At 69.2% G+C, this 19351-nt stretch carries 15 protein-coding genes; 5 read left to right on the top strand and 10 right to left on the bottom strand.

What is annotated here, in order from left to right:
• Positions 1 to 7 precede the first annotated feature (7 nt).
• The 4 genes from NPA30_RS00385 to NPA30_RS00370 all read right to left on the bottom strand — a co-directional run bounded on the left by NPA30_RS00385 (position 8) and on the right by NPA30_RS00370 (position 6050).
• Entirely contained in the window at positions 8 to 3379 is a 3372-nt protein-coding gene (locus NPA30_RS00385; RefSeq protein ID WP_256800339.1) for a helicase-related protein, read from the bottom strand.
• Between the two features lie 129 nt (positions 3380 to 3508).
• Positions 3509 to 3853, bottom strand: a complete 345-nt coding sequence (locus NPA30_RS00380; protein ID WP_256800338.1) for a PepSY domain-containing protein — start codon at positions 3851 to 3853, stop codon at positions 3509 to 3511.
• 111 nt (positions 3854 to 3964) lie between these two features.
• Positions 3965 to 4690, bottom strand: coding sequence for an acetoacetyl-CoA reductase (gene phbB / locus NPA30_RS00375; protein WP_256800337.1), 726 nt, complete (start codon positions 4688 to 4690; stop codon positions 3965 to 3967).
• Between the two features lie 175 nt (positions 4691 to 4865).
• Positions 4866 to 6050 carry an acetyl-CoA C-acetyltransferase gene (locus NPA30_RS00370; RefSeq protein ID WP_256800336.1) on the bottom strand — a complete coding sequence of 395 codons (1185 nt, stop codon included), beginning with the start codon at positions 6048 to 6050 and terminating at the stop codon, positions 4866 to 4868.
• A 255-nt stretch (positions 6051 to 6305) separates the two neighbouring features.
• Here NPA30_RS00370 and phaR point away from each other — a divergent pair, with 255 nt between their 5' ends.
• Positions 6306 to 6899 carry a polyhydroxyalkanoate synthesis repressor PhaR gene (gene phaR, locus NPA30_RS00365; protein ID WP_256800335.1) on the top strand — a complete coding sequence of 198 codons (594 nt, stop codon included), beginning with the start codon at positions 6306 to 6308 and terminating at the stop codon, positions 6897 to 6899.
• A gap of 122 nt (positions 6900 to 7021) precedes the next feature.
• Here phaR and rpmF read toward each other — a convergent pair whose 3' ends face one another.
• Together rpmF and mtgA are read right to left on the bottom strand one after the other, a co-directional pair.
• Positions 7022 to 7207 carry a 50S ribosomal protein L32 gene (gene rpmF, locus NPA30_RS00360; RefSeq protein WP_256800334.1) on the bottom strand — a complete coding sequence of 62 codons (186 nt, stop codon included), beginning with the start codon at positions 7205 to 7207 and terminating at the stop codon, positions 7022 to 7024.
• Positions 7208 to 7418: 211 nt separating this feature from the next.
• The gene (gene mtgA / locus NPA30_RS00355) at positions 7419 to 8105 is read right to left on the bottom strand and encodes a monofunctional biosynthetic peptidoglycan transglycosylase (RefSeq protein ID WP_256800333.1); all 687 of its coding nucleotides are present in this window, start codon (positions 8103 to 8105) and stop codon (positions 7419 to 7421) included.
• Between the two features lie 168 nt (positions 8106 to 8273).
• On the opposite strand from mtgA, the gene NPA30_RS00350 reads away from it, so the two are divergent.
• Positions 8274 to 9173 carry a polyprenyl synthetase family protein gene (locus NPA30_RS00350; RefSeq protein WP_256800331.1) on the top strand — a complete coding sequence of 300 codons (900 nt, stop codon included), beginning with the start codon at positions 8274 to 8276 and terminating at the stop codon, positions 9171 to 9173.
• Between the two features lie 52 nt (positions 9174 to 9225).
• On the opposite strand, the gene NPA30_RS00345 is transcribed toward NPA30_RS00350, so the two are convergent.
• Positions 9226 to 10149, bottom strand: coding sequence for a lytic transglycosylase domain-containing protein (locus NPA30_RS00345; protein ID WP_256800329.1), 924 nt, complete (start codon positions 10147 to 10149; stop codon positions 9226 to 9228).
• Between the two features lie 92 nt (positions 10150 to 10241).
• A complete protein-coding gene (gene ispG, locus NPA30_RS00340; protein WP_256800327.1) occupies positions 10242 to 11507 on the bottom strand; it encodes a flavodoxin-dependent (E)-4-hydroxy-3-methylbut-2-enyl-diphosphate synthase in 1266 nt (421 codons plus the stop codon).
• A 388-nt stretch (positions 11508 to 11895) separates the two neighbouring features.
• Between ispG and NPA30_RS00335 the strand changes: the two genes are divergently transcribed.
• The 3 genes from NPA30_RS00335 (at position 11896) to NPA30_RS00325 (ending at position 14259) form a co-directional block, all read left to right on the top strand.
• Positions 11896 to 13725 carry an ABC transporter ATP-binding protein gene (locus NPA30_RS00335; RefSeq protein WP_256800326.1) on the top strand — a complete coding sequence of 610 codons (1830 nt, stop codon included), beginning with the start codon at positions 11896 to 11898 and terminating at the stop codon, positions 13723 to 13725.
• 67 nt (positions 13726 to 13792) lie between these two features.
• Positions 13793 to 13963: a DUF3309 family protein gene (locus tag NPA30_RS00330; RefSeq protein WP_256800324.1), complete on the top strand. Its 171-nt coding sequence runs from the start codon at positions 13793 to 13795 to the stop codon at positions 13961 to 13963.
• Positions 13964 to 14100: 137 nt separating this feature from the next.
• Positions 14101 to 14259 (top strand): DUF3309 family protein, encoded by a 159-nt coding sequence (locus NPA30_RS00325; protein WP_256800322.1) that lies wholly within the window; start codon positions 14101 to 14103, stop codon positions 14257 to 14259.
• A gap of 12 nt (positions 14260 to 14271) precedes the next feature.
• Here NPA30_RS00325 and NPA30_RS00320 read toward each other — a convergent pair whose 3' ends face one another.
• Together NPA30_RS00320 and pyc are read right to left on the bottom strand one after the other, a co-directional pair.
• A complete protein-coding gene (locus NPA30_RS00320; RefSeq protein WP_256800320.1) occupies positions 14272 to 15498 on the bottom strand; it encodes an MFS transporter in 1227 nt (408 codons plus the stop codon).
• A gap of 328 nt (positions 15499 to 15826) precedes the next feature.
• A complete protein-coding gene (gene pyc, locus NPA30_RS00315; RefSeq protein WP_256800318.1) occupies positions 15827 to 19288 on the bottom strand; it encodes a pyruvate carboxylase in 3462 nt (1153 codons plus the stop codon).
• Between the last annotated feature and the right edge of the window lie 63 nt (positions 19289 to 19351).

The following is a 19351-nucleotide window of genomic DNA, read 5'->3' as shown; positions in this document are numbered from 1 at the left end:
CGCCGACCTACTTCCCGAGCTTGTCGCGAAGCGCGGCGAGCTTGGCGAACGGCGAGTCCGGATCGACCCGCTGTGGCCGCGCCGGCGCCTTGTCGAACCGCGGCCGTTCGTTGCGCTCGCCCTGCGGCCGCTCCCCCTGCCCGCGCTCGCCCGAGCCCTTGCCACGCTTGCCGGCGGACTTGTCGAAACGCGGTGCGCGCTCGTCGCCATCGCCGCCCCGCTCCGGGCGCGGCCGGCGCTGACGGTCGGGACGCTCGGAGCGCTCGCCGTGCGCCTGTCCGACACCGCCCTCGCCCTCGGCCCGCTCGCCGCGACGTCCGCCGCCGAAGCGGCGATTGGCCTGACCGCCGCGTTCGCCGTGGCGGGCCCCGCCGCGCCCCTCGAACCGCTGCGGCCGCCAGAGCTGCACGGGCTTGGCCTCCGGCGCCTCCACGGGCTCCGCTGGAACGGGCTCGGCCGACGCGACAGCTTCGGATGCGGGTTCGGAAACGGCCGAAGGAGCCTCGGCGGGCTCAGCCTCGACGGCGGACGTCGCCGGTTCGGCCTCGGCGGGAGGCGGGGTCGTCACGGTCGCCGGGGTTTCGGCAGTCGCAGCGGTCGTCTCGGTCGGCTCGGCGGTCGGATCGGTCGGCGGGACGACGGCTGGATCGAGCCCATCAGCCTCGTCACCCGAAGTCGGCGCCGCATCGGCCGCCGGCGCGGCGTCCAGTGCATCCGGCGCGACCGCACTCGTCGGGGGCTCCGCCGCATCTTCTGCGCCGCCCGCGGTCACGGCCTCGGTTGCGACGGCATCGCCGCCGCCCTGAGCCGCCGAGGCAGGCGCAGCCTCTGCGGTCTGCGCTGCCTTCGCGGACTCCGCTGCGACCGCCGCCGCATCCTGTTCGGCGAGGAGCTTCTGCACCTCGGCGTTGTCGACGGTCTGCGCGCGATAGCCGAGGCCCTTGAGGATCTCGTCCATGTCCTCGGCGGTCGCGCCGAGGATCGACATCATCGCCGGCGTGACGATGAACTCGCGGCCGTTATAGGCCCCGTCCGGCCGCCGGCCGGTGCCGGGCTTCCAGGCGAGCGCCGGACGGATCAGGTCGGCGAGGCGCTCCAGGATGTCCACCCGCACGGCGCGGCGGCCGAGCACGCGGTAGCCGGCGAGCGGGTAGAAGATCGGATCGAAGGCGGGATCGGGCGCGACCGAGGTGCGGCCGGTCGCCAGTAGCTGCGTCACGTCACCGAAGCCCGGCTTCTCGCGGCCGTCACTGGCGATCGCCCAGAGCAGGGTCAGGAGACCTGCAGGCGCGGGCTTGATCAGCGCGGGAACGAAGATGTGGTAGGCGCCGAAGCGCACGCCGAGCTTGCGCAGGGCCGCCCGCGCATCCTGGTCGAGCGAGCGGACCTCCTCGGCGACCTCGCGGCGCTGGATCAGCCCGTAGGATTCCGCCAGCCGGTAGCCGAGTCCCTTGGCCGTGCCTTCGAGACCGTCACCGGACTTCAGATCGACCAGCGGCTTCAGAAGCGTCGACACCTGGTAGGTCAGGAACCGATCGGCGCGCGCTGCGACCTTATCGCGCGACGGACCCGTCAGCTGCTCGTCGGCGAACAGCACCGCGCGCGGCTTCAGCGGGTCCTCGCCGGATGTCAGCGCGGCGATGGGGGCGCCGAGCCAGCGCAGCAGCCCATCCGAGCCGAGGGCCAGGTCGCCGTTCGGGGCATTGGCGAAACGCTCGGCCCGGGTGTCGAACTCGCCGGCCAGCGCCTTCTGAGCGGCGGCGCGGACGGCCTTGGCGTCCTGTCCGTCGGCCTTCGAATCCGGCGTGAACCGGAATCCCTGCAGCTCGCCGACGTGATGGCCCTCCACCATCACGCTGCCGTCGCCGGCAATCTCAGCTTCCATGAGCGCGTTCTCTCTCAGCCGCTTCATCAAGACGCTTGTCCTGCGATCAACGAAGCGTTTCGTCAACCGGTCATGCAGTGCGTCGGACAGACGGTCTTCGATGCTCCGGGTGTTTTCCTGCCAGTGTGTCGGATCGGCCAGCCAGCCCGGACGATGCGAGATGTAGGTCCAGGTGCGGATTTCGGCGATACGCTGGGAGAGCGTGTCGATGTCCCCCTCGGTCCGGTCGGCGCGGCGCACCTGCGCGGCCATGTAGTCTTCCGACACATGGCCGTGGGCGACGAGGTCGGCATAGATCGACGCGATGATCTCCGCATGCTGGGCCGGCGCGATGCGACGGTAGTCGGGAAGCTTGCATGCCTCCCAGAGCAGCTCCACGCGGCGTGCGTCGGTGGCGCGCTCCACCACGTCGCGATCGCGGGACAGGAACTCAAGCGCCCGCTGGTCGACCGCAGGCAGCGCGCGCGTCAGTGCGCCGACGGGCGGCACGCGGTCCAGGCTCGCCTTGAGGCGGTCGATCGAGCCGAAGTCGAGATCGCGGCTGCGCCACTGCACCGTGCGCACGGGCTGGAAGGCGTGGGCTTCGAGGGCCTCGACGATCTCCGGCTCGAAGGGATCGACCTGGCCGGTGACGCCGAAGGTGCCGTCGCGCACGTGGCGGCCGGCGCGCCCGGCGATCTGGCCGAGCTCGGCAGGCGCGAGCCTGCGGTACTGGAAGCCGTCGTATTTCCAGTCCTGGGCGAAGGCGACATGGTCGAGATCGAGATTGAGGCCCATCCCGATCGCGTCGGTGGCGACCAGAAAGTCGACCTCGCCGGCCTGATAGAGTTCGACCTGAGCGTTGCGGGTCCGCGGGCTGAGCGCGCCGAGGACCACCGCCGCGCCGCCCCGCTGCCGGCGGATGAGCTCCGCGATCGCGTAGACCTCCTCGGCCGAGAACGCGACGATCGCCGTGCGGCGCGGCAGCCGGGTGATCTTCCTGGCGCCATCGTAGAAGAGGTTCGACATGCGCGGCCGCGTGACGACCGAGAGGCCCTTGAGCAGTTGCTCGAGGACGCCGCGCATCGTGCCGGCGCCGAGCAGCAGCGTCTCCTCGCGTCCGCGCGTGTGCAGGATGCGGTCGGTGAAGACGTGGCCGCGCTCCAGGTCGGCCGCCAGCTGCACCTCGTCGATCGCGACGAAGGCGGTGCCGGGATCGCGCGGCATCGCCTCGACGGTGCACACGGAATAGCGCGCGTTCGGAGGCTTGATCTTCTCTTCGCCGGTGATCAGCGAGACGGCGCCGGGGCCGACCCGCTCCACCACCCGCTGATAGACCTCCCGCGCCAACAGCCGCAGCGGCAGGCCGATCACGCCGCTGGAGTGGGCGACCATCCGCTCGATCGCGAGAAAGGTCTTGCCGGTGTTGGTCGGCCCCAGCACCGCAGTGACACCACGGCCCTCGAACGCTGCGTCGTGAAGATGCGACTGAGAAGGAAGGTGTGCGTCCATCATGTCTGGAGCATAGGTGGGACCGGACGGACGAAACGCAAACGCGCGATCCACCGCGACGGTCACCGCTGTCACAGAAAAAGGCCGCCCGGCAAGACCGGACGGCCTCTTATGAACAGTGGGCCGCGGGGATCAGCGGACCGCGACGACTTCGCCGCTGTAGCGGTCGACGTCGACCCGGATGTCATCGCCGCGACGGTCGAAGCCGTCCACGCGGTAGATGTTGCGCACGCGTCGCACCTCGTCAATGTCGCGCATGCCCTGGCGCCGAGCGATACGGACGGCGTCGTTCTCGCTGATCTCGCGCGGCGGACGGCGATCCCGTCCCGGAGGCGGCGGACCACGATGATCGTCGCGGCGCGGATCGAGGAGGCGCACGCCGTCCTTGCCGATGACGATGTCCTGGGCAAGCGCCGGCAGGACGGCAGTCGAGGCGACGGCAAGCGCCAGACCGGCAATCAATGTCTTCTTGTACATGACGGGCACTCCCTGACTTCTTCCTAGAGCCAATGGCCTAATCGGCCTGTGAACTCCCGGAAGCTGCCGAAGTTCCTCGCATCGAAGCGGCGGCAGCGCACGTCGCCGCGATCAGACCAAGTATTGACCCCCATTGGCCGACAGGGTCGAGCCGGTGATGTAGCCGGAGTCGTCGGAGGCGAGGAACAGGACGCAGCGCGCCACCTCGCCCGGCTGGCCGAGGCGACCCACCGGGATGTGCGGCAGGATCTTCCGGTCGAGCACCTCTTGCGGGATCGCGCTCACCATCTCCGTGGCGACGTAGCCGGGGCAGACGGCGTTGACGGTGATTCCCTTGGATGCGCCCTCGAGCGCCAGCGACTTGGTGAAGCCGATCTCGCCGGCCTTGGCCGCCGCATAGTTGGCCTGGCCCGCCTGCCCCTTCTGACCGTTGATCGAGGAGATGTTGACGATCCGGCCGAAGCCGCGGGTCCGCATCCCCTCCCACACCTGCCGGGTCATGTTGAACAGCCCGGTGAGGTTGGTGTCGATGACGGCGTGCCAGTGCTCCGGGGTCATCTTGTGGAACATCGTGTCCTTGGTGACCCCGGCGTTGTTGATGAGCACCTCGATCGGACCGAGATCGGCCTCGACCCGCGCGACGCCCTCCGCACAGGCGTCAAAGCTCGACACGTCCCAGCGGTAGACGGAGATGCCTGTCTCGACACGGAAGGCCTCGGCGGCCTGTTCGTTGCCCGCATAGCTGGAAGCCACCCGATATCCTGCCGACTGCAGCGCCACGGCGATTGCGGCGCCGATGCCACGGGTTCCTCCGGTCACGATCGCAACCCGACCCATCCTGCGTCCTCCCTGTGTTCGGGTGACCTTGTACCGGTCACTCCATGTCGCGCTACCTGACGGGCAAGAAGCGTGCCGCTACCGCGTCGCACCCATTGAGGCCTTCCCGGCGCGCGGGTCGCTCTCGCCCGGCGGTCGTGCAGCCCCCGCGGCGGCGGGTCGACACCCCGTGGCGTCAGAGCCCCTCGAGGCACATGGCGACCCCCATGCCGCCGCCGATGCAGAGCGTCGCAAGGCCCTTCTTCGCCCCGCGGCGCTTCATCTCGAACAGGAGCGTGTTGAGGATGCGCGCGCCCGAGGCGCCGATCGGATGGCCGATGGCGATCGCTCCGCCATTGACGTTGACGATGTCGGGATTCCAGCCGAGCTCCTTGTTGACCGCGCAGGCCTGCGCGGCGAAGGCCTCGTTGGCCTCCACGAGGTCGAGGTCGCCGACTGACCAGCCGGCCTTCTCGAGTGCCCGGCGCGAGGCGGGGATCGGGCCGGTGCCCATGACCGCCGGATCGACACCGGCGGTCGCCCAGGAGACGATCCGCGCCAGCGGCCGGATGCCCCGACGCTCGGCCTCGCTCTCGCGCATCAGCACGGCGGCGGCGGCGCCATCGTTGATGCCGGAGGCGTTGGCGGCGGTCACCGAGCCTTCCTTGTCGAAGGCCGGGCGGAGCTTGGCCACCCTGTCGAGGGTGGTGCCCGGCTTGATGTACTCGTCGGCCTCGACGACCGTATGGCCCTTGCGCCCCTTGACCGTGAAGGCGACGATCTCGTCCTTGAAGCGGCCCGCCGCCTGCGCCGCCTCGGCCTTGTTCTGCGAGGCGACGGCGAACTCGTCCTGCTGATCGCGGGTGATCTGCCACTGGCGCGAGACGTTCTCGGCGGTGATGCCCATGTGGTATCCGTTGAAGGCGTCGATCAAGCCGTCCTTCAGCATGGTGTCGACCATCGCGAGGTCGCCCATCTTCTGCCCCTGGCGCAGATGCGCCGCGTGCGGCGCCATCGACATCGACTCCTGGCCGCCGGCCACGATGATCTCGGCGTCGCCGGTCAGGATCTGTTGCAGGCCGATCGCCACGGCGCGCAGGCCCGAGCCGCAGAGCTGGTTGAGGCCCCAGGCGGTGGTCTCCTTCGGGCAGCCGGCGGCCATTGCCGCCTGCCGCGCCGGGTTCTGGCCCTCTGCGGCGGTCAGAATCTGGCCCATGATGACCTCGTCCACCTCGCCGGCCGCGACACCCGCGCGCGCCAGCGCCTCGCGGATGGCGGTGGCGCCGAGTTCATGCGCCGGGACCGAGGCGAACGCGCCGTTGAAGGCGCCGACCGGGGTGCGCGCGGCGCCGGCGATGACGACTGACTGTCCGTTGGTCATGGACTTTCCTCCCGCTGCTGCGTCTGGCGCCCGTCCGCCCGACGCGTCATGGTTGTTGTCGCCGAGGCGGGTCGCCGAAGTCAAACCGGATGCGACGCCGACCGGCGCCGCCACTCGCTAATACATACTGCCGGAGCCGCGGCGCGTCAGCCGATGATGCACCGCCGTTGGCGTGGCATTGCTTTTGTGCCTATGGTTTGTGCGCGGGCGCAACACAAAGACGCACCGCAAGAGCTCAGCGTAGGAGGGCGAGCCATGGCCAAAGCGGCGGACACCGTCACCGTCATAAAGAAGTACGCGAACCGGCGGCTCTACAACACCGGCACCAGCACCTACGTGACGCTGGAAAATCTCGCGGCCATGGTGAAGCGGAACGAGGAATTCGTGGTTCAGGACGCCAAGACGGGCGAGGACATCACCCACTCCGTCCTGACGCAGATCATCTTCGAACAGGAGAACAAGGGCGGGCAGAACCTGATGCCGATCGCCTTCCTGCGGCAGCTGATCCGCTTCTACGGCGACCAGATGCAGATGGTGATCCCGAGCTATCTGGAGCAGTCGATGTCGGCGCTGGCGCGCGAGCAGGAAAACTGGCGCGATCAGATGAAGGACAGCGTCGGCCAGTCGCCGATGCAGCTGATGGAAGCCCAGGTGCGCCGCAACACCGAGCTGTTCCGCCAGGCGATGACGATGTTCAACCCCTTCATGGCGGGCGCCATGCCACGCACCGAAGGCGGACGCGGGACAGAGAGCGCCGGAGGCTCGCCCGACGACCTTGCGGCGATGCGCCAGCAGATCGATGCCATGCAGCGCCGCCTCGAGGAGATGGACAAGCGCAAGCCGGGCTGACCCGAGTCGTCGCGCCGGGAGGGTCGCGACGCCGCTTCGAGCAATCGCCACAAAGCGAAAAGGCCGGGCGTCAGCCCGGCCTTTTCCATTTCCAGTTCCGGCACCAGACCGGAACGGTGGTGTCAGGCCTTGTCCTTGACCGTGAGGACCTGGCGGCCGCGATACATGCCGGTCTTCAGGTCGACGTGGTGCGGGCGGCGCAGCTCGCCGGTGTTCTTGTCCTCGATGTAGGTCGGCGCCGTCAGCGCATCCGCCGAACGGCGCATGCCGCGCTTGGAGGGCGAGGTCTTGCGTTTGGGTACTGCCATGGTCCTGCTCCGTGCATTCCTGCGGCCCCGCCTCGGCGACGCCCGATCGATCCTTGTGATCCCCGGTCCGGCCGCAGAGCCTGACGCTGCCAGCGGTCGCGCGCCGGATGGCGTCTCCGCGCAACGTTCGACCATGACCGCGCTATGACGGGAATTGCGCGTGCCCATAGCAAACCCATGCGCGGTTGAAAAGGCCCGGGACGGTTCAACGTCAGCGACTCGCGCTCTTCACGCAGCCGACATAGTCGCCCGAGGCGCGGGCGCGGGCCTCGATGGTGCGGGCCAGCCGCGACAGGCCGCGCCCGGGCTTGGCCGGGTTGCGGCTCTGGGGCGCCGGCAGGGTCACCGCCAGAAGCGCCGCCTGGCGGGGTGTCAGCCGCGAGGCCGGAACCTTGAAGTAGTGCTGCGCGGCAGCCTCGACGCCGTACACGCCCTCGTCCCATTCGACGATGTTGAGATAGATCTCGATCAGGCGCCGCTTCGACAGGATGGCGTCGGCATAGAGGGCGAGCGGCGCTTCCAGCACCTTGCGCACATAGGAGCGGCTGGTCCAGAGGAAGAGGTTCTTCATGGTCTGCATCGTGATCGTCGAGGCGCCGCGGGTCGCCTCACCCGACGCGGCCGCGTCGACCACCTCCGACATCGCGCCCCAGTCGATCCCGTCATGCTCGCAGAAGCGACCGTCCTCCGACATCATCACCGAATAGACCAGCACCGGCGCGATCGCATCGAGCCTCACCCAGACGCGCTCGCTGTCCTGGAAGGTGAAGTGGTCGTAGAGCATCAGCGTCGAAACCGGATGCACGGCCGGAATCGCATACACCGGCACCAGCACCAGCGGTACGGCGACCAGACAGGCCAGCACCATTGCGGCAATGCGCAAAGTCCGTCCGAACATGCCTAAGATCTGTTTCGGCAAAAGGCCGCGTCCGCGCGGAATGGAGAAGGGCCGCCTTTACTTATCGGCGCTAAAATCAAGGTGCAATGCCGCCAGCTCATTCGCGACAGCCTATCCGCGAAAATAAGTCAGACGAAGCACTACTGGCGGGAGGAATGATACGACACCATGAATCAATCGGCTCTCGAAACAAAATTGGATGACGTCGCCAAGGCGGTCGGAAGTGTTCTCGACGATGTTCTGGGCTCCCACCAGTTGGTCGCCGGCACTCCGCATCGTCTCCTCAACGCCATGCGCCATGGCGTGCTCAACGGCGGCAAGCGGCTGCGCCCGTTTCTCGTGGTCGAGGCCGCAAAACTGTTCGGCGCCGATGCGCGCAGCGCGCTCCAGATCGGTGCGGCGCTCGAGTGCATCCACTCCTACTCGCTGATCCACGACGACCTGCCGGCGATGGACGACGACGACCTGCGCCGCGGCCAGCCGACGGTGCACAAGGCCTATGACGAGGCGACGGCGATCCTCGCCGGCGACGCGCTGCTGACCCTCGGCTTCGGCATGGTCGGGGCGATGGAGAGCCTCGCGCCGCAAATCCGCGTCAAGCTCGTCGCGATGCTGGCCAAGCGCGCCGGCGCGCCCGGCATGGTGGGGGGTCAGATGCTGGACGTCGCAACGCCGACGCATCGCCAGAGCGAACTCGAGATCACCCGCATGCAGGCGATGAAGACCGGCGCGCTGATCGCATTCGCCTGCGAGGCGGGCGCGGTGGTCGCCGACGCGCCGGACGAGGATCGCAAGCGTCTGCGCCGCTTCGGCGAGATCTGCGGCCTCGCCTTCCAGCTCGCCGACGACCTCCTCGACGAGACCGGCGATGCGACCTCGCTCGGCAAGGCGACCGGCAAGGATCAGGCGCGCGGCAAGCAGACGCTGTCGGCCCTGCACGGCCGGGACTGGGCCGTCCAGCGGCTGGACGCGCTCGTCGGCGAGGCCGAGGAGGTGCTGGCCCCATATGGCGACAAGGCGGCCACGCTGCTCGAGGCGATGCGCTTCGTCGCCTGGCGCCAGCGCTGACGCCGGCCGCGCGCGGGGCGGCCGGAAAGCCGCGCCGAAGCGTCCGGGCGCCTCAGTTCTTGTAGACGGCGCAGGCGCCGCCGGCGCCGCGCAAGCGATCGCAGAGCGCATTCGCCTCGCCGCGCGTGTCGGCGCCGACCCGTACGGCCCAGATCGAGCGGCGGGCCATGCCGTTGCGCTCGCGCATGACGATCGGCTTTCTGCCCGACAGCACCGCAGGATAGGCGCTCTGGGCGTGGCGGAACATCTTCATCGCCACCGACTGGCTGAAGTGACCCGCCACCTGCACGCCCCAGGGCTGCATCGGAGCCGTGTCCACCGACGCGAAGACCGACCGCGTCTTCATCACCGGAAGCTTGCGGCACGCCTCCGCAAACGGCGTGCCGGCCTCGAGCGGCTTCAGCTCGACCTCATGGCCGGCCTCGCGGAACCAGTCCACCGGATGAGCGGCGATGGAAAGGACATAGTCCTCCGTTTCGGCGGCGAGCGTCGCCTCGTCGTCGAGCCAGGCCTTCACGCGGTTGATGCCGCCGTTGTAGGCCGCTGCCGCCAGCCCCCAGTTGCCGAGCTCGTCGTGCAGGTCCTTGAGGTAGAGCGCCGAGTGGCGGATCGCTTCGACCGCGTCGTAGGGATTGGAAAGTCCGCGTTCACGGGCCGTATAGGGCATGAACTGGGCGATGCCCTGGGCGCCGACCGGCGACAGGGCGGCAATGTCGAAGCGGCTCTCCTTCCAGATCAGCCGTGCGAAGAAGGCCGGTGTCATCCCGGTCGCACGGGCGTTCGCCTGGATCAGGTCGCAGATTCCGCCGGTGTCGAGGGGTGCCGGCCTGGCGGCGGGCGGCGACGAAGGGTTGAGTTTCGACGCGGCGTCGGCGGGTGCGGTCTCCCCGGGCGCAGCGTCGCCGGTACGCTCAGCAGATGCCTGCGCTCGTCCCGCCGCGGGTGCGGCGAGCGCGAGCCCGACCGCTGCAGCCACGAGGATCCGCCGCACCGCGCATGCCCGAAGGTGCCGTGTCATCGCGCCTCGCGTCCGATTGAATCTCCTGCCTCGGAAGAGAATGGGACTGCCTACTCCGCCGCCGTGCGCGTGCCGAACCGGGCCTCGATGTAGTCCGCGACCATCGCCTGGAACTCGGCGGCGATGTTCGGCCCGCGCAGCGTCACCGTCTTCTTGCCGTCGACGAAGACGGGCGCGGCCGGCGTCTCGCCGGTGCCCGGGAGCGAGATGCCGATATCGGCGTGCTTCGACTCGCCCGGTCCGTTGACGATGCACCCCATCACCGCGACGTTCAGCGCCTCGACGCCCGGATAGCGCTCGCGCCACAGCGGCATGTTGCGACGGATGTCGTTCTGGATCGTCTCGGCGAGCTCCTGGAACACGGTCGAGGTGGTCCGCCCGCAGCCCGGGCAGGCGGCCACGATGGGAATGAACTGGCGGAAGCCCATCACCTGCAGGAGCTCCTGCGCCACCTGCACCTCGCGGGTCCGGTCGCCGCCGGGCTCGGGCGTCAGCGATACGCGGATGGTGTCGCCGATGCCCTCCTGCAGCAGGATGCCCATTGCCGCCGAGGACGCGACGATCCCCTTGGTGCCCATGCCCGCCTCGGTGAGACCGAGATGCAGCGCGAGATCGGTGCGGCGCGACAGGTCGCGGTAGACCGCGATGAGGTCCTGCACCTGGCTGACCTTGGCCGACAGGATGATCTTGTCGCGCGACAGGCCGGTCTCCTCGGCGAGTTGCGCCGAGAGCAGCGCCGACTGGATGATCGCCTCGCGCGTCACCGCGCGCGCCGAGCGCGGCTGCGCCAGCGCCTGGTTCTCGTCCATCAGCCGGGTCAGCAGGTCCTGGTCGAGCGAGCCCCAGTTGACGCCGATCCGCACCGGCTTGTTCCAGCGGATCGCCGTCTCGACGATCTCGATGAACTGCCGGTCCTTCTTGTCCTTGAAGCCGACATTGCCGGGATTGATCCGGTATTTCGCCAAGGCCTCGGCACAGGCGGGATGATCGGCGAGGAGCTTGTGGCCGATGTAGTGGAAGTCGCCGACGAGCGGCACGTACACGCCGAGCCGCTCCAGCCGCTCGCGGATGCGCGGCACGGCGGCGGCGGCCTCGTCCCGGTCGACGGTGATCCGCACGATCTCCGAGCCGGCCTTGGCGAGTGCGGCGACCTGCGCCACGGTCGAGTCGACGTCGGCGGTGTCGGTGTTGGTCATCGACTGGACGACGACCGGCGCACTTCCGCCGACCTGCACGCCGCCGACGCGCACGCCGACCGTCGGGCGGCGCGGCAGGGGATCGGCGAGGAGGGGTTCGATCGGGGCCTGGATCGTCATGGCGCGCTTTCGGCTGCGAAGGGTCCGCGGCAACAGGTGGCGTGCGGCGGCGGCCCTGTCAAATCCACGCAAAGCGTGTCGCCGCGATGACACAGTGCCCGACGATGCGCGTACGGCGGCAGTGCGGCATCTTGTGGCACGCTGCGCCGTCCTCTAAGGAACACGCACACGAACGCGAACCGGGGAGACGTGCATGCCGATGCTGAACAACGTTGTCCCTCCCTGCTCCGGCCGCAGCTGACAGCCTGCAGCCGTCCGAGCCCGCCGGGCTCCGCCGCTTCGTTTTGCTGACCTTCCCCTTCGTCTGATCCGTCATTCGACCGGCCGGCCAGCTCGTTCCTCCCTTCGAGACTGGAGCCGCCGTGCCGCTCGGGCCGGTGGATCGACGATGACCCTTCTGACCTTCTTCGGGCGCGGCAGCGCGTTCCGCGACGTTCTCGGCTTCACATTCAAGCACTGGCGGCGGCAGCCGCTGCGGGCCTCGGCGATCGCCGCGGCGATCATCGGCGCAACCCTCGCCGACGTGATGACCCCCCTCTTCTCGGGCCGGCTCGTCAGCGCCGTCGCAGGCGGCTCCGCCCACGAACCAGCCGCCTGGGACGCAGCGATGTCCGCGTTCACGATGCTGGTCGCCTTGGCGCTCGTCACTGTCGTTCTGCGCTACTTCGCCTTCAACGGCATCACCGTCCTGACGCTGCGCATCATGCGCGACGTCGCAGCCGACGCCTTCTATCGGGTGCAGCGCTTCTCGACCGACTGGCATGCCAACAGCTTCGCCGGATCGACCGTGCGCAAGGTCACGCGCGGCATGTGGGCGCTCGACCTCCTCGACGACACGATCCTGCTCGCGCTGTTGCCGGCGGCCGTGATGCTGGCCGGCACGACGGTGCTCCTCGGCTGGTACTGGCCGCTGCTCGGGCTCGCGGTCGCCGTCGGCGCGATTCTCTACATCACCCTCACGCTCAGCCTGTCGCTCGGCTTCGTCGCGCCGGCTGCCCGGCTCGCCAACAGCTGGGACACGCGTCTCGGCGGTGCGCTCGCCGACGCCATCTCGTGCAACGCTGTCGTCAAGGCCTTCGGCGCCGAGGCGCGCGAGGACGCCCGGCTCGGCCGGGTGACCGCCAAGTGGCAGGCGCGCACCGGCCGCACCTGGCGCCGCGGCACGGTGAACGGCACGGCGCAGATGTCGATGCTCCTTGTCCTGCGCGCCGCGGTGATCGGGCTGGCCGTCCTGTTCTGGGTCGAAGGCGCCGCCGGTCCCGGCGACCTCGCCTTCGTGCTGACCTCGTTCTTCGTGCTGCAGGGCTATCTGCGCGAGATCGGCCAGCACATCCGCAACCTGCAGCGCTCGGTTAACGACATGGAAGAGCTGGTCGAGATGCACCGCCAGCCCCTCGGCGTCGTCGATGCACCGGACGCGCGGCCGATCGCGATCACCCGCGGCCGGATCGAGTTCGATCGCGTCACCTTCCACTACGGGGCGCACACGACACCGCTCTACCGCGACCTCTCGCTCGTCATCGAGGCGGGCGAGCGGGTCGGGCTCGTCGGCCATTCCGGCTCGGGCAAGACCACCTTCGTCAAGCTGATCCAGCGCCTCTACGACGTCAGCGGCGGCCAGATCCGTATCGACGGGCAGGACGTGGCGCAGGCCGCGCAGGCGTCGCTGCGGACGCAGATCGCCATCGTCCAGCAGGAGCCGATCCTGTTCCACCGTTCGCTCGCCGAGAACATCGCCTATGGCCGGCCGGGCGCCTCGATGGCCGACATCGTCGCGGCCGCCGAACTCGCCAATGCGCATGACTTCATCGCGCAGCTGCCGAAGGGCTACGGCACGCTCGTCGGCGAGCGTGGCGTCAAGCTCTCGGGCGGCGAGCGCCAGCGGGTCGCGATCGCGCGGGCCTTCCTGGCCGACGCGCCGATCCTGATCCTCGACGAGGCCACCTCCTCGCTGGACTCTGAATCGGAGCTCCTGATCCAGGAGGCGATGGAGCGGCTGATGCAGGGGCGCACGACCCTGGTGATCGCCCACCGGCTCTCGACGGTGCGCGCGCTCGACCGCCTGCTGGTCTTCGACAGGGGCCAAGTGGTGGAAGAAGGCGACCATGCGGCGCTGGTCGCCCGGCCGAACGGCATCTACCGCCGGCTCTTCGAGCGGCAGGCGCTGGAGCTGGTGCGCGGGCTTCAGCCGCAGGACGAAGCGCTGCGCGCGGGGTGAAGTGCGGGCGTGGCCGGGCTATGTCCGGCCACGCCGCGATGCCTGCCGTTCCTGCGAGAGACGAACCATGCAGTCCTTCGAACTTCTTTTCGCGCTGTGTGCCGGCGCCATCCTCGTCCTGCTGCTGGCGGTGCTCCCGGTCTGGCCCTGGGCGAAACGGTGGGGGCACAGACCGGCGCTCGCGCTCGGCGTCCTCCTCACCCTCTTCGTGGTGCTCGTGGCGATCGTCGGTGCTTGACCTCGACGGAGCCGGCGACGCGCGCAGCGCGCGGTCGGCCGCCTCCAACTCTGGCGGTGACGCATGCGGCAACGGAACCAATACCCGGCTAACGAGTTTGTGGCAGCGACGCCCCTCACGGGCCCTGGAGAGCTCTCATGTCCCTCGGCACAATCCTTCTGATCATCGTCATCCTGCTGCTCATCGGCGCGGTCCCGTCCTGGCCGTACTCGCGGGGCTGGGGCTACGGCCCGTCGGGCATTCTCGGCCTCGTGCTCGTCGTCATCCTGATCCTGTTCCTGCTCGGCCGGATCTGACGCCCTCCGATCTCAGGCGTCGCCGGTTATCCGGTCGGCGACGCCGATGATCCTCGCGAAGGCGAAGGTCACGAGAAGAAAGCAGGCGAGCGTCAGGAAGACGGGCGTGAAGCCCGTGTGCTCGGCGATGACGCCGATGAGCGACGGCGCGAGCAGCGTGCCGGAATAGCCGAGCGTGGTGACCACGCTGATCCCGATGCCGGGTTTCAGACCCGGCAGATTGCCGGCCGCCGAAAAGGCGATCGGCACCATGTTGGAAATCCCGACCCCCATCAGGGCGAAGCCGCAGAGCGCGAGCTCGATCGTCGGCGAAAGCGCGGCGACGATCAGCCCGAGCGCGGCCGCGAGGCTGCAGACCCTGGCGGTCACGACTGCGCCGAGGCGTCCGCGCACCGCATCGCCCGCAAAGCGGAAGCTCGCCATGGTCAGCGAGAAGGCCGCGAAGGCAAAGCCGGTGACGGTGGTGCCGGCGTCGAGTTCGTCCTGCAGATAGACGCCGCCCCAGTCGAGCACTGCGCCCTCCGGGATCATCGCGAACAGCGCGAACAGACCGACCACCACCGCGCGCAGGACGCCGGCGCGCCCTGAGACGAGCGCGGCAGCGGCGGTCTCCATCCCCTCGCCCGGTATGCCCCCTGCGCTCGGCGCGTGATGGTCGTCGAGGCCCCGCCTGACCCAGCCGGTCACCAGCGCAAGGGTGACGAGTCCGACGAGCGCTGCGTGTTCGGCGGCGCCGAGCCGAGCGATGATCCAGCCTCCCGTGCCCGCGCCGAAGAGGCCGCCGAGGCTCCAGAAGCCATGGCACGAGGACATGATCGCACGGGGGAGCCGCCGCTCGAGAGACACGGCATTGGCGTTCATCGCGACGTCCATGCCGCCGGCCATCGCGCCGGTGAAGAGAACGGCGAGGGCCACGAGCGGAAGGCCGGGTGCGAGCGCGATCGCCGGCAGGCCGAAGGCAAGCAGCACGCCGCAGCCCAGCATCGGGCGGCGCGACCCGCCGGCCGCGATCATGCGGCCGACGATGGGCATGGCGATCACCGCGCCGACGCCGAAGGTGAGGATCAAGAGGCCAAGGACCGACTTCGAGAGCGTCAGCCGCTCGGCCAGCACCGGGATCTGCGGCGCCCAGCTGCCGATCAGAAAGCCGTTGGCGAGGAAGGCCGCGGAGACGGCAAGCCGGTGTGGCGATGCAAAGCCCCGCCCCGGCGCCCGCGCACCGCGCAAATTCTGTTCCATGCCGATTCCCGCCGCTCGAAGTCCCCTTGGGGCACGCCGCCCGTCTTAGAGCGCTTCAGGGTCATACGGAACCGGTTCTGTTTCTCCGCGAGCGCGCCGCGCCGCAAGAAGGGCGGCGCGGGTCGTACCGCGGTACGGCCAAGTCCGTCCGATGTCGCGGGCCCGCTTTGCGGGAAACCGAAGGCCCGAGCCTGTTCGGGTCAGATCCTTCAGTCTTCGTCTCGACCGTACCCCGGTACGACCGTCACCGAAGTCCTCGACCCTGGAGCGAACGCGCTCCGGCAGGACGGTTCCGCGTGACCCTGAAGCGCTCGGGCCTTGGCAGAGCTCAGGTGGAATAGACCACGAGCAGGTCCTTGGCGTCGATCTGGTCGCCGACCTTTACGTTGACGGCTTCGACCGTGCCGGCGCGCTCGGCGTGCAGCGCGGTCTCCATCTTCATGGCCTCGATCGAGAGGAGGACGTCGCCCGCCGTCACCGCCTGCCCGGGCGTTACGCCGACGGTCGACACGACCCCCGGCATCGGCGCGCCCACCTGGGCCGGATTGCCCGGCTCCGCCTTCGGCCGCACCCGGCTGCCGGCCGCGCCATGCGCCCGGTCCGGAACCTTGATGCGCCGCGGCTGGCCGTTCAGCTCGAAGAACACCGCGCGCATCCCCTGCTCGTCGGTTTCGCCGTAGCCGAGGCAGCGGATGACGAGCGTCTTGCCGCGCTCGATGTCGATCAGCACCTCCTCCTCGATGCCGAGGCCGTAGAAATACGCGGGTGTCGGCAGCGAGGAGACCGGACCGTAGAGCTCCTGCGCCGCGGCGAAGTCGATGAACACCTTGGGATACATGAGGTAGGAGGCGAACTCCTGGTCGCTCGCCGCCCGAGCAAGCTTCGTTTCCAGCTCGCCGCGCATGGCCGCGAGATCGGCGTCCGGCAGAAGCGATCCCGGCCGCACGGTGATCGGCGCCTCGCCCTTCAGCACCTTCTTCTGGATGCCCTCCGGCCAGCCGCCCGGCGGCTGTCCAAGATCGCCGCGCAGCATCGAGATGACCGAGTCGGGGAAGGCGAAATCGCGCTGGGGGTCCTCGACATCGGCGACCGTCAGGTCCTGGCTCACCATCATCAGCGCCATGTCGCCGACGACCTTGGAGGACGGCGTCACCTTGACGATGTCGCCGAACATCCGGTTCACGTCGGCGTAGGTCTGCGCCACCTGATGCCAGCGGCTTTCAAGGCCGAGCGAGCGTGCCTGCTCCTTCAGGTTGGTGAACTGGCCTCCCGGCATCTCATGCAGATAGACCTCGGAGGCCGGTCCCTTCAGGTCGCTCTCGAACGCAGCGTACTGGTTGCGCACCGCCTCCCAGTAGAACGAGATGCGCCGGATGGCGTCCGACGACAGCCCGGGATCGCGCTCGGTGCCGGACAGCGCTTCCACGATCGAGCCGAGGCAGGGCTGCGAGGTGGCGCCCGAGACGGCGTCCATCGCGGCATCGACGGCATCGACCCCGGCCTCCACCGCGGCGAGCACGGACGCTGCCCCGATGCCCGAGGTGTCGTGGGTGTGGAAGTGGATCGGCAGCCCGACCGCCTCGCGCAGCGCCTTGAACAGGACGCGCGCGGCCGCCGGCTTCATCAGCCCGGCCATGTCCTTGACGCCGAGGATGTGGGCGCCCGCCGCCTCGAGCTCCTTGGCCAAGGCGACGTAGTAGGCGAGGTCGTATTTCGACCGGGCGGAATCGAGGAGGTCCGCCGTGTAGCAGAGCGTGCCCTCGCAGAGCTTGTCCGCCTCCTGCACCGCGTCCATCGCAACGCGCATGTTCTCGACCCAGTTCAGGCAGTCGAAGACGCGGAAGAGGTCGACGCCGCCTTTCGCGGCCTCGGCGACGAAGAGCTTCACCACGTTGTCCGGATAATTGGTGTAGCCGACGCCGTTGGAGCCGCGCAGCAGCATCTGCAGGAGGATGTTCGGCGCCTTCTCGCGGATCAGCGCCAGCCGTTCCCAGGGATCCTCGGTCAGGAAGCGCATGGCGACGTCGAAGGTCGCACCGCCCCAGCATTCGAGGCTGAGAAGCTGCGGCAGGCCGCGCGCATAGGCGTCGGCAATGCCGGCGATGTCGTGGGTGCGCATCCGCGTGGCGAGCAGCGACTGGTGGCCGTCGCGCATCGTCGTGTCGGTGACGAGCACCTGAGGCTGCTCGCGCATCCAGGCGGCAAAGCCCGCCGGCCCGAGGGCATCGAGCCGTTGCCGGCTGCCCTCGGCGAGCGGCGCCTCGAACAGCGGCGCGACGGGGCGCAGGAGGTCGGGGCTCGGCCGCGCCCGGTTCTTGGTCTCGGGATGGCCGTTCACCGTCACGTCGGCGAGATAGGTCATCAGCTTGGTCGCGCGGTCGCGGCGCTTGACCTGCTGGAACAGCTCCGGCGTCGTGTCGATGAAGCGCGTGGTGTAGCTGTTGTCCCGGAACTTCGGGTTGCCGATGATCGCCTCGAGGAAGGTGAGATTCGTCGCGACGCCCCGGATGCGGAACTCGCGCAGCGCCCGGTCCATGCGGGCGATTGCCTCCTCGGCGGTCGGCGCCCAGGCCGTCACCTTCTCGAGCAGGGGATCGTAGTAGCGGGTGATCACCGCGCCGGAATAGGCGGTGCCGCCGTCCAGCCGGATGCCGAAGCCGGTGGCGCCGCGATAGGCGGTGATGCGGCCGTAGTCGGGAATGAAGTTGTGCTCCGGATCCTCGGTGGTGATCCGGCACTGCAGGGCATGGCCATGGAGCCGGATGTCCTCCTGCCGCGGCACGCCGGACTCGGGGCTGCCGATCGCCGCCCCGTCGAGGATGTGGATCTGCGCCTTGACGATGTCGATGCCCGTCACCTCCTCGGTGACGGTGTGCTCGACCTGGATGCGCGGATTGACCTCGATGAAGTAGAAGGCGCCGGTGTCGGCATCCATCAGGAACTCAACCGTGCCGGCCCCGACATAGGCCGTCGCCTCGCCGATCCGGCGCGCGTGGGCGGCGAGCTCGCGCCGCTGCCCGTCGTCGAGATACGGCGCCGGCGCCCGCTCCACGACCTTCTGGTTGCGCCGCTGGATCGAGCAGTCGCGCTCGAAGAGGTCGACGACCGTGCCGTGCGTGTCGCCGAGGATCTGCACCTCGACGTGGCGGGCGCGCTCGACCAGCTTCTCCAGATAGACCTCGTCCTTGCCGAAGGCGGCCCGCGCCTCGCGCTTGGCCTCGACCACCTCGCGCTCGAGGTCAGCCTCGGCGCGGATCGCCCGCATGCCGCGCCCGCCGCCGCCCCACGAGGCCTTCAGCATCACCGGGTAGCCCACATCGGCGGCCATCCGCCGGACCGCCGCCATGTCGTCCGGCAGCGGCTCGGTCGCCGGCACCACCGGCACGCCGATCTCGACCGCGAGATTGCGCGCCGCCACCTTGTTGCCGAGCCGGCGCATCGTCTCCGGCGACGGGCCGATGAAGGTGATGCCGTTCGCCGCGCAGGCTTCGGCGAACTCCGGGCTCTCCGACAGGAGCCCATAGCCCGGATGTATCGCGTCGGCTTCGGACAGTTTCGCGACGCGGATGATCTCGTCGATCGACAGATAGCTCTCGATCGGCCCGAGATCGCGCGGAAGATGCGCACCGCGACCGACCTGATAGCTCTCGTCGGCCTTGAAGCGGTGCAGCGCGAGCTTGTCCTCCTCCGCCCAGATGGCGACGGTCTTGAGGCCAAGCTCGTTGGCGGCGCGAAACACCCGGATCGCGATCTCCGAGCGGTTGGCGACGAGAATCTTGCGGATGGGCACGGGCGACACTCTCCTCGTCAACGGCCGCGCGAGGACGGCAGTCTGCACACGATTGCGACGAGA

This window comes from Mangrovibrevibacter kandeliae, from assembly GCF_024519155.1.
GTDB lineage: Bacteria > Pseudomonadota > Alphaproteobacteria > Rhizobiales > Rhizobiaceae > Mangrovibrevibacter > Mangrovibrevibacter kandeliae.
Note: the sequence above shows the minus strand (reverse complement) of the source record. Positions and strands in the feature narration are given on the sequence as shown.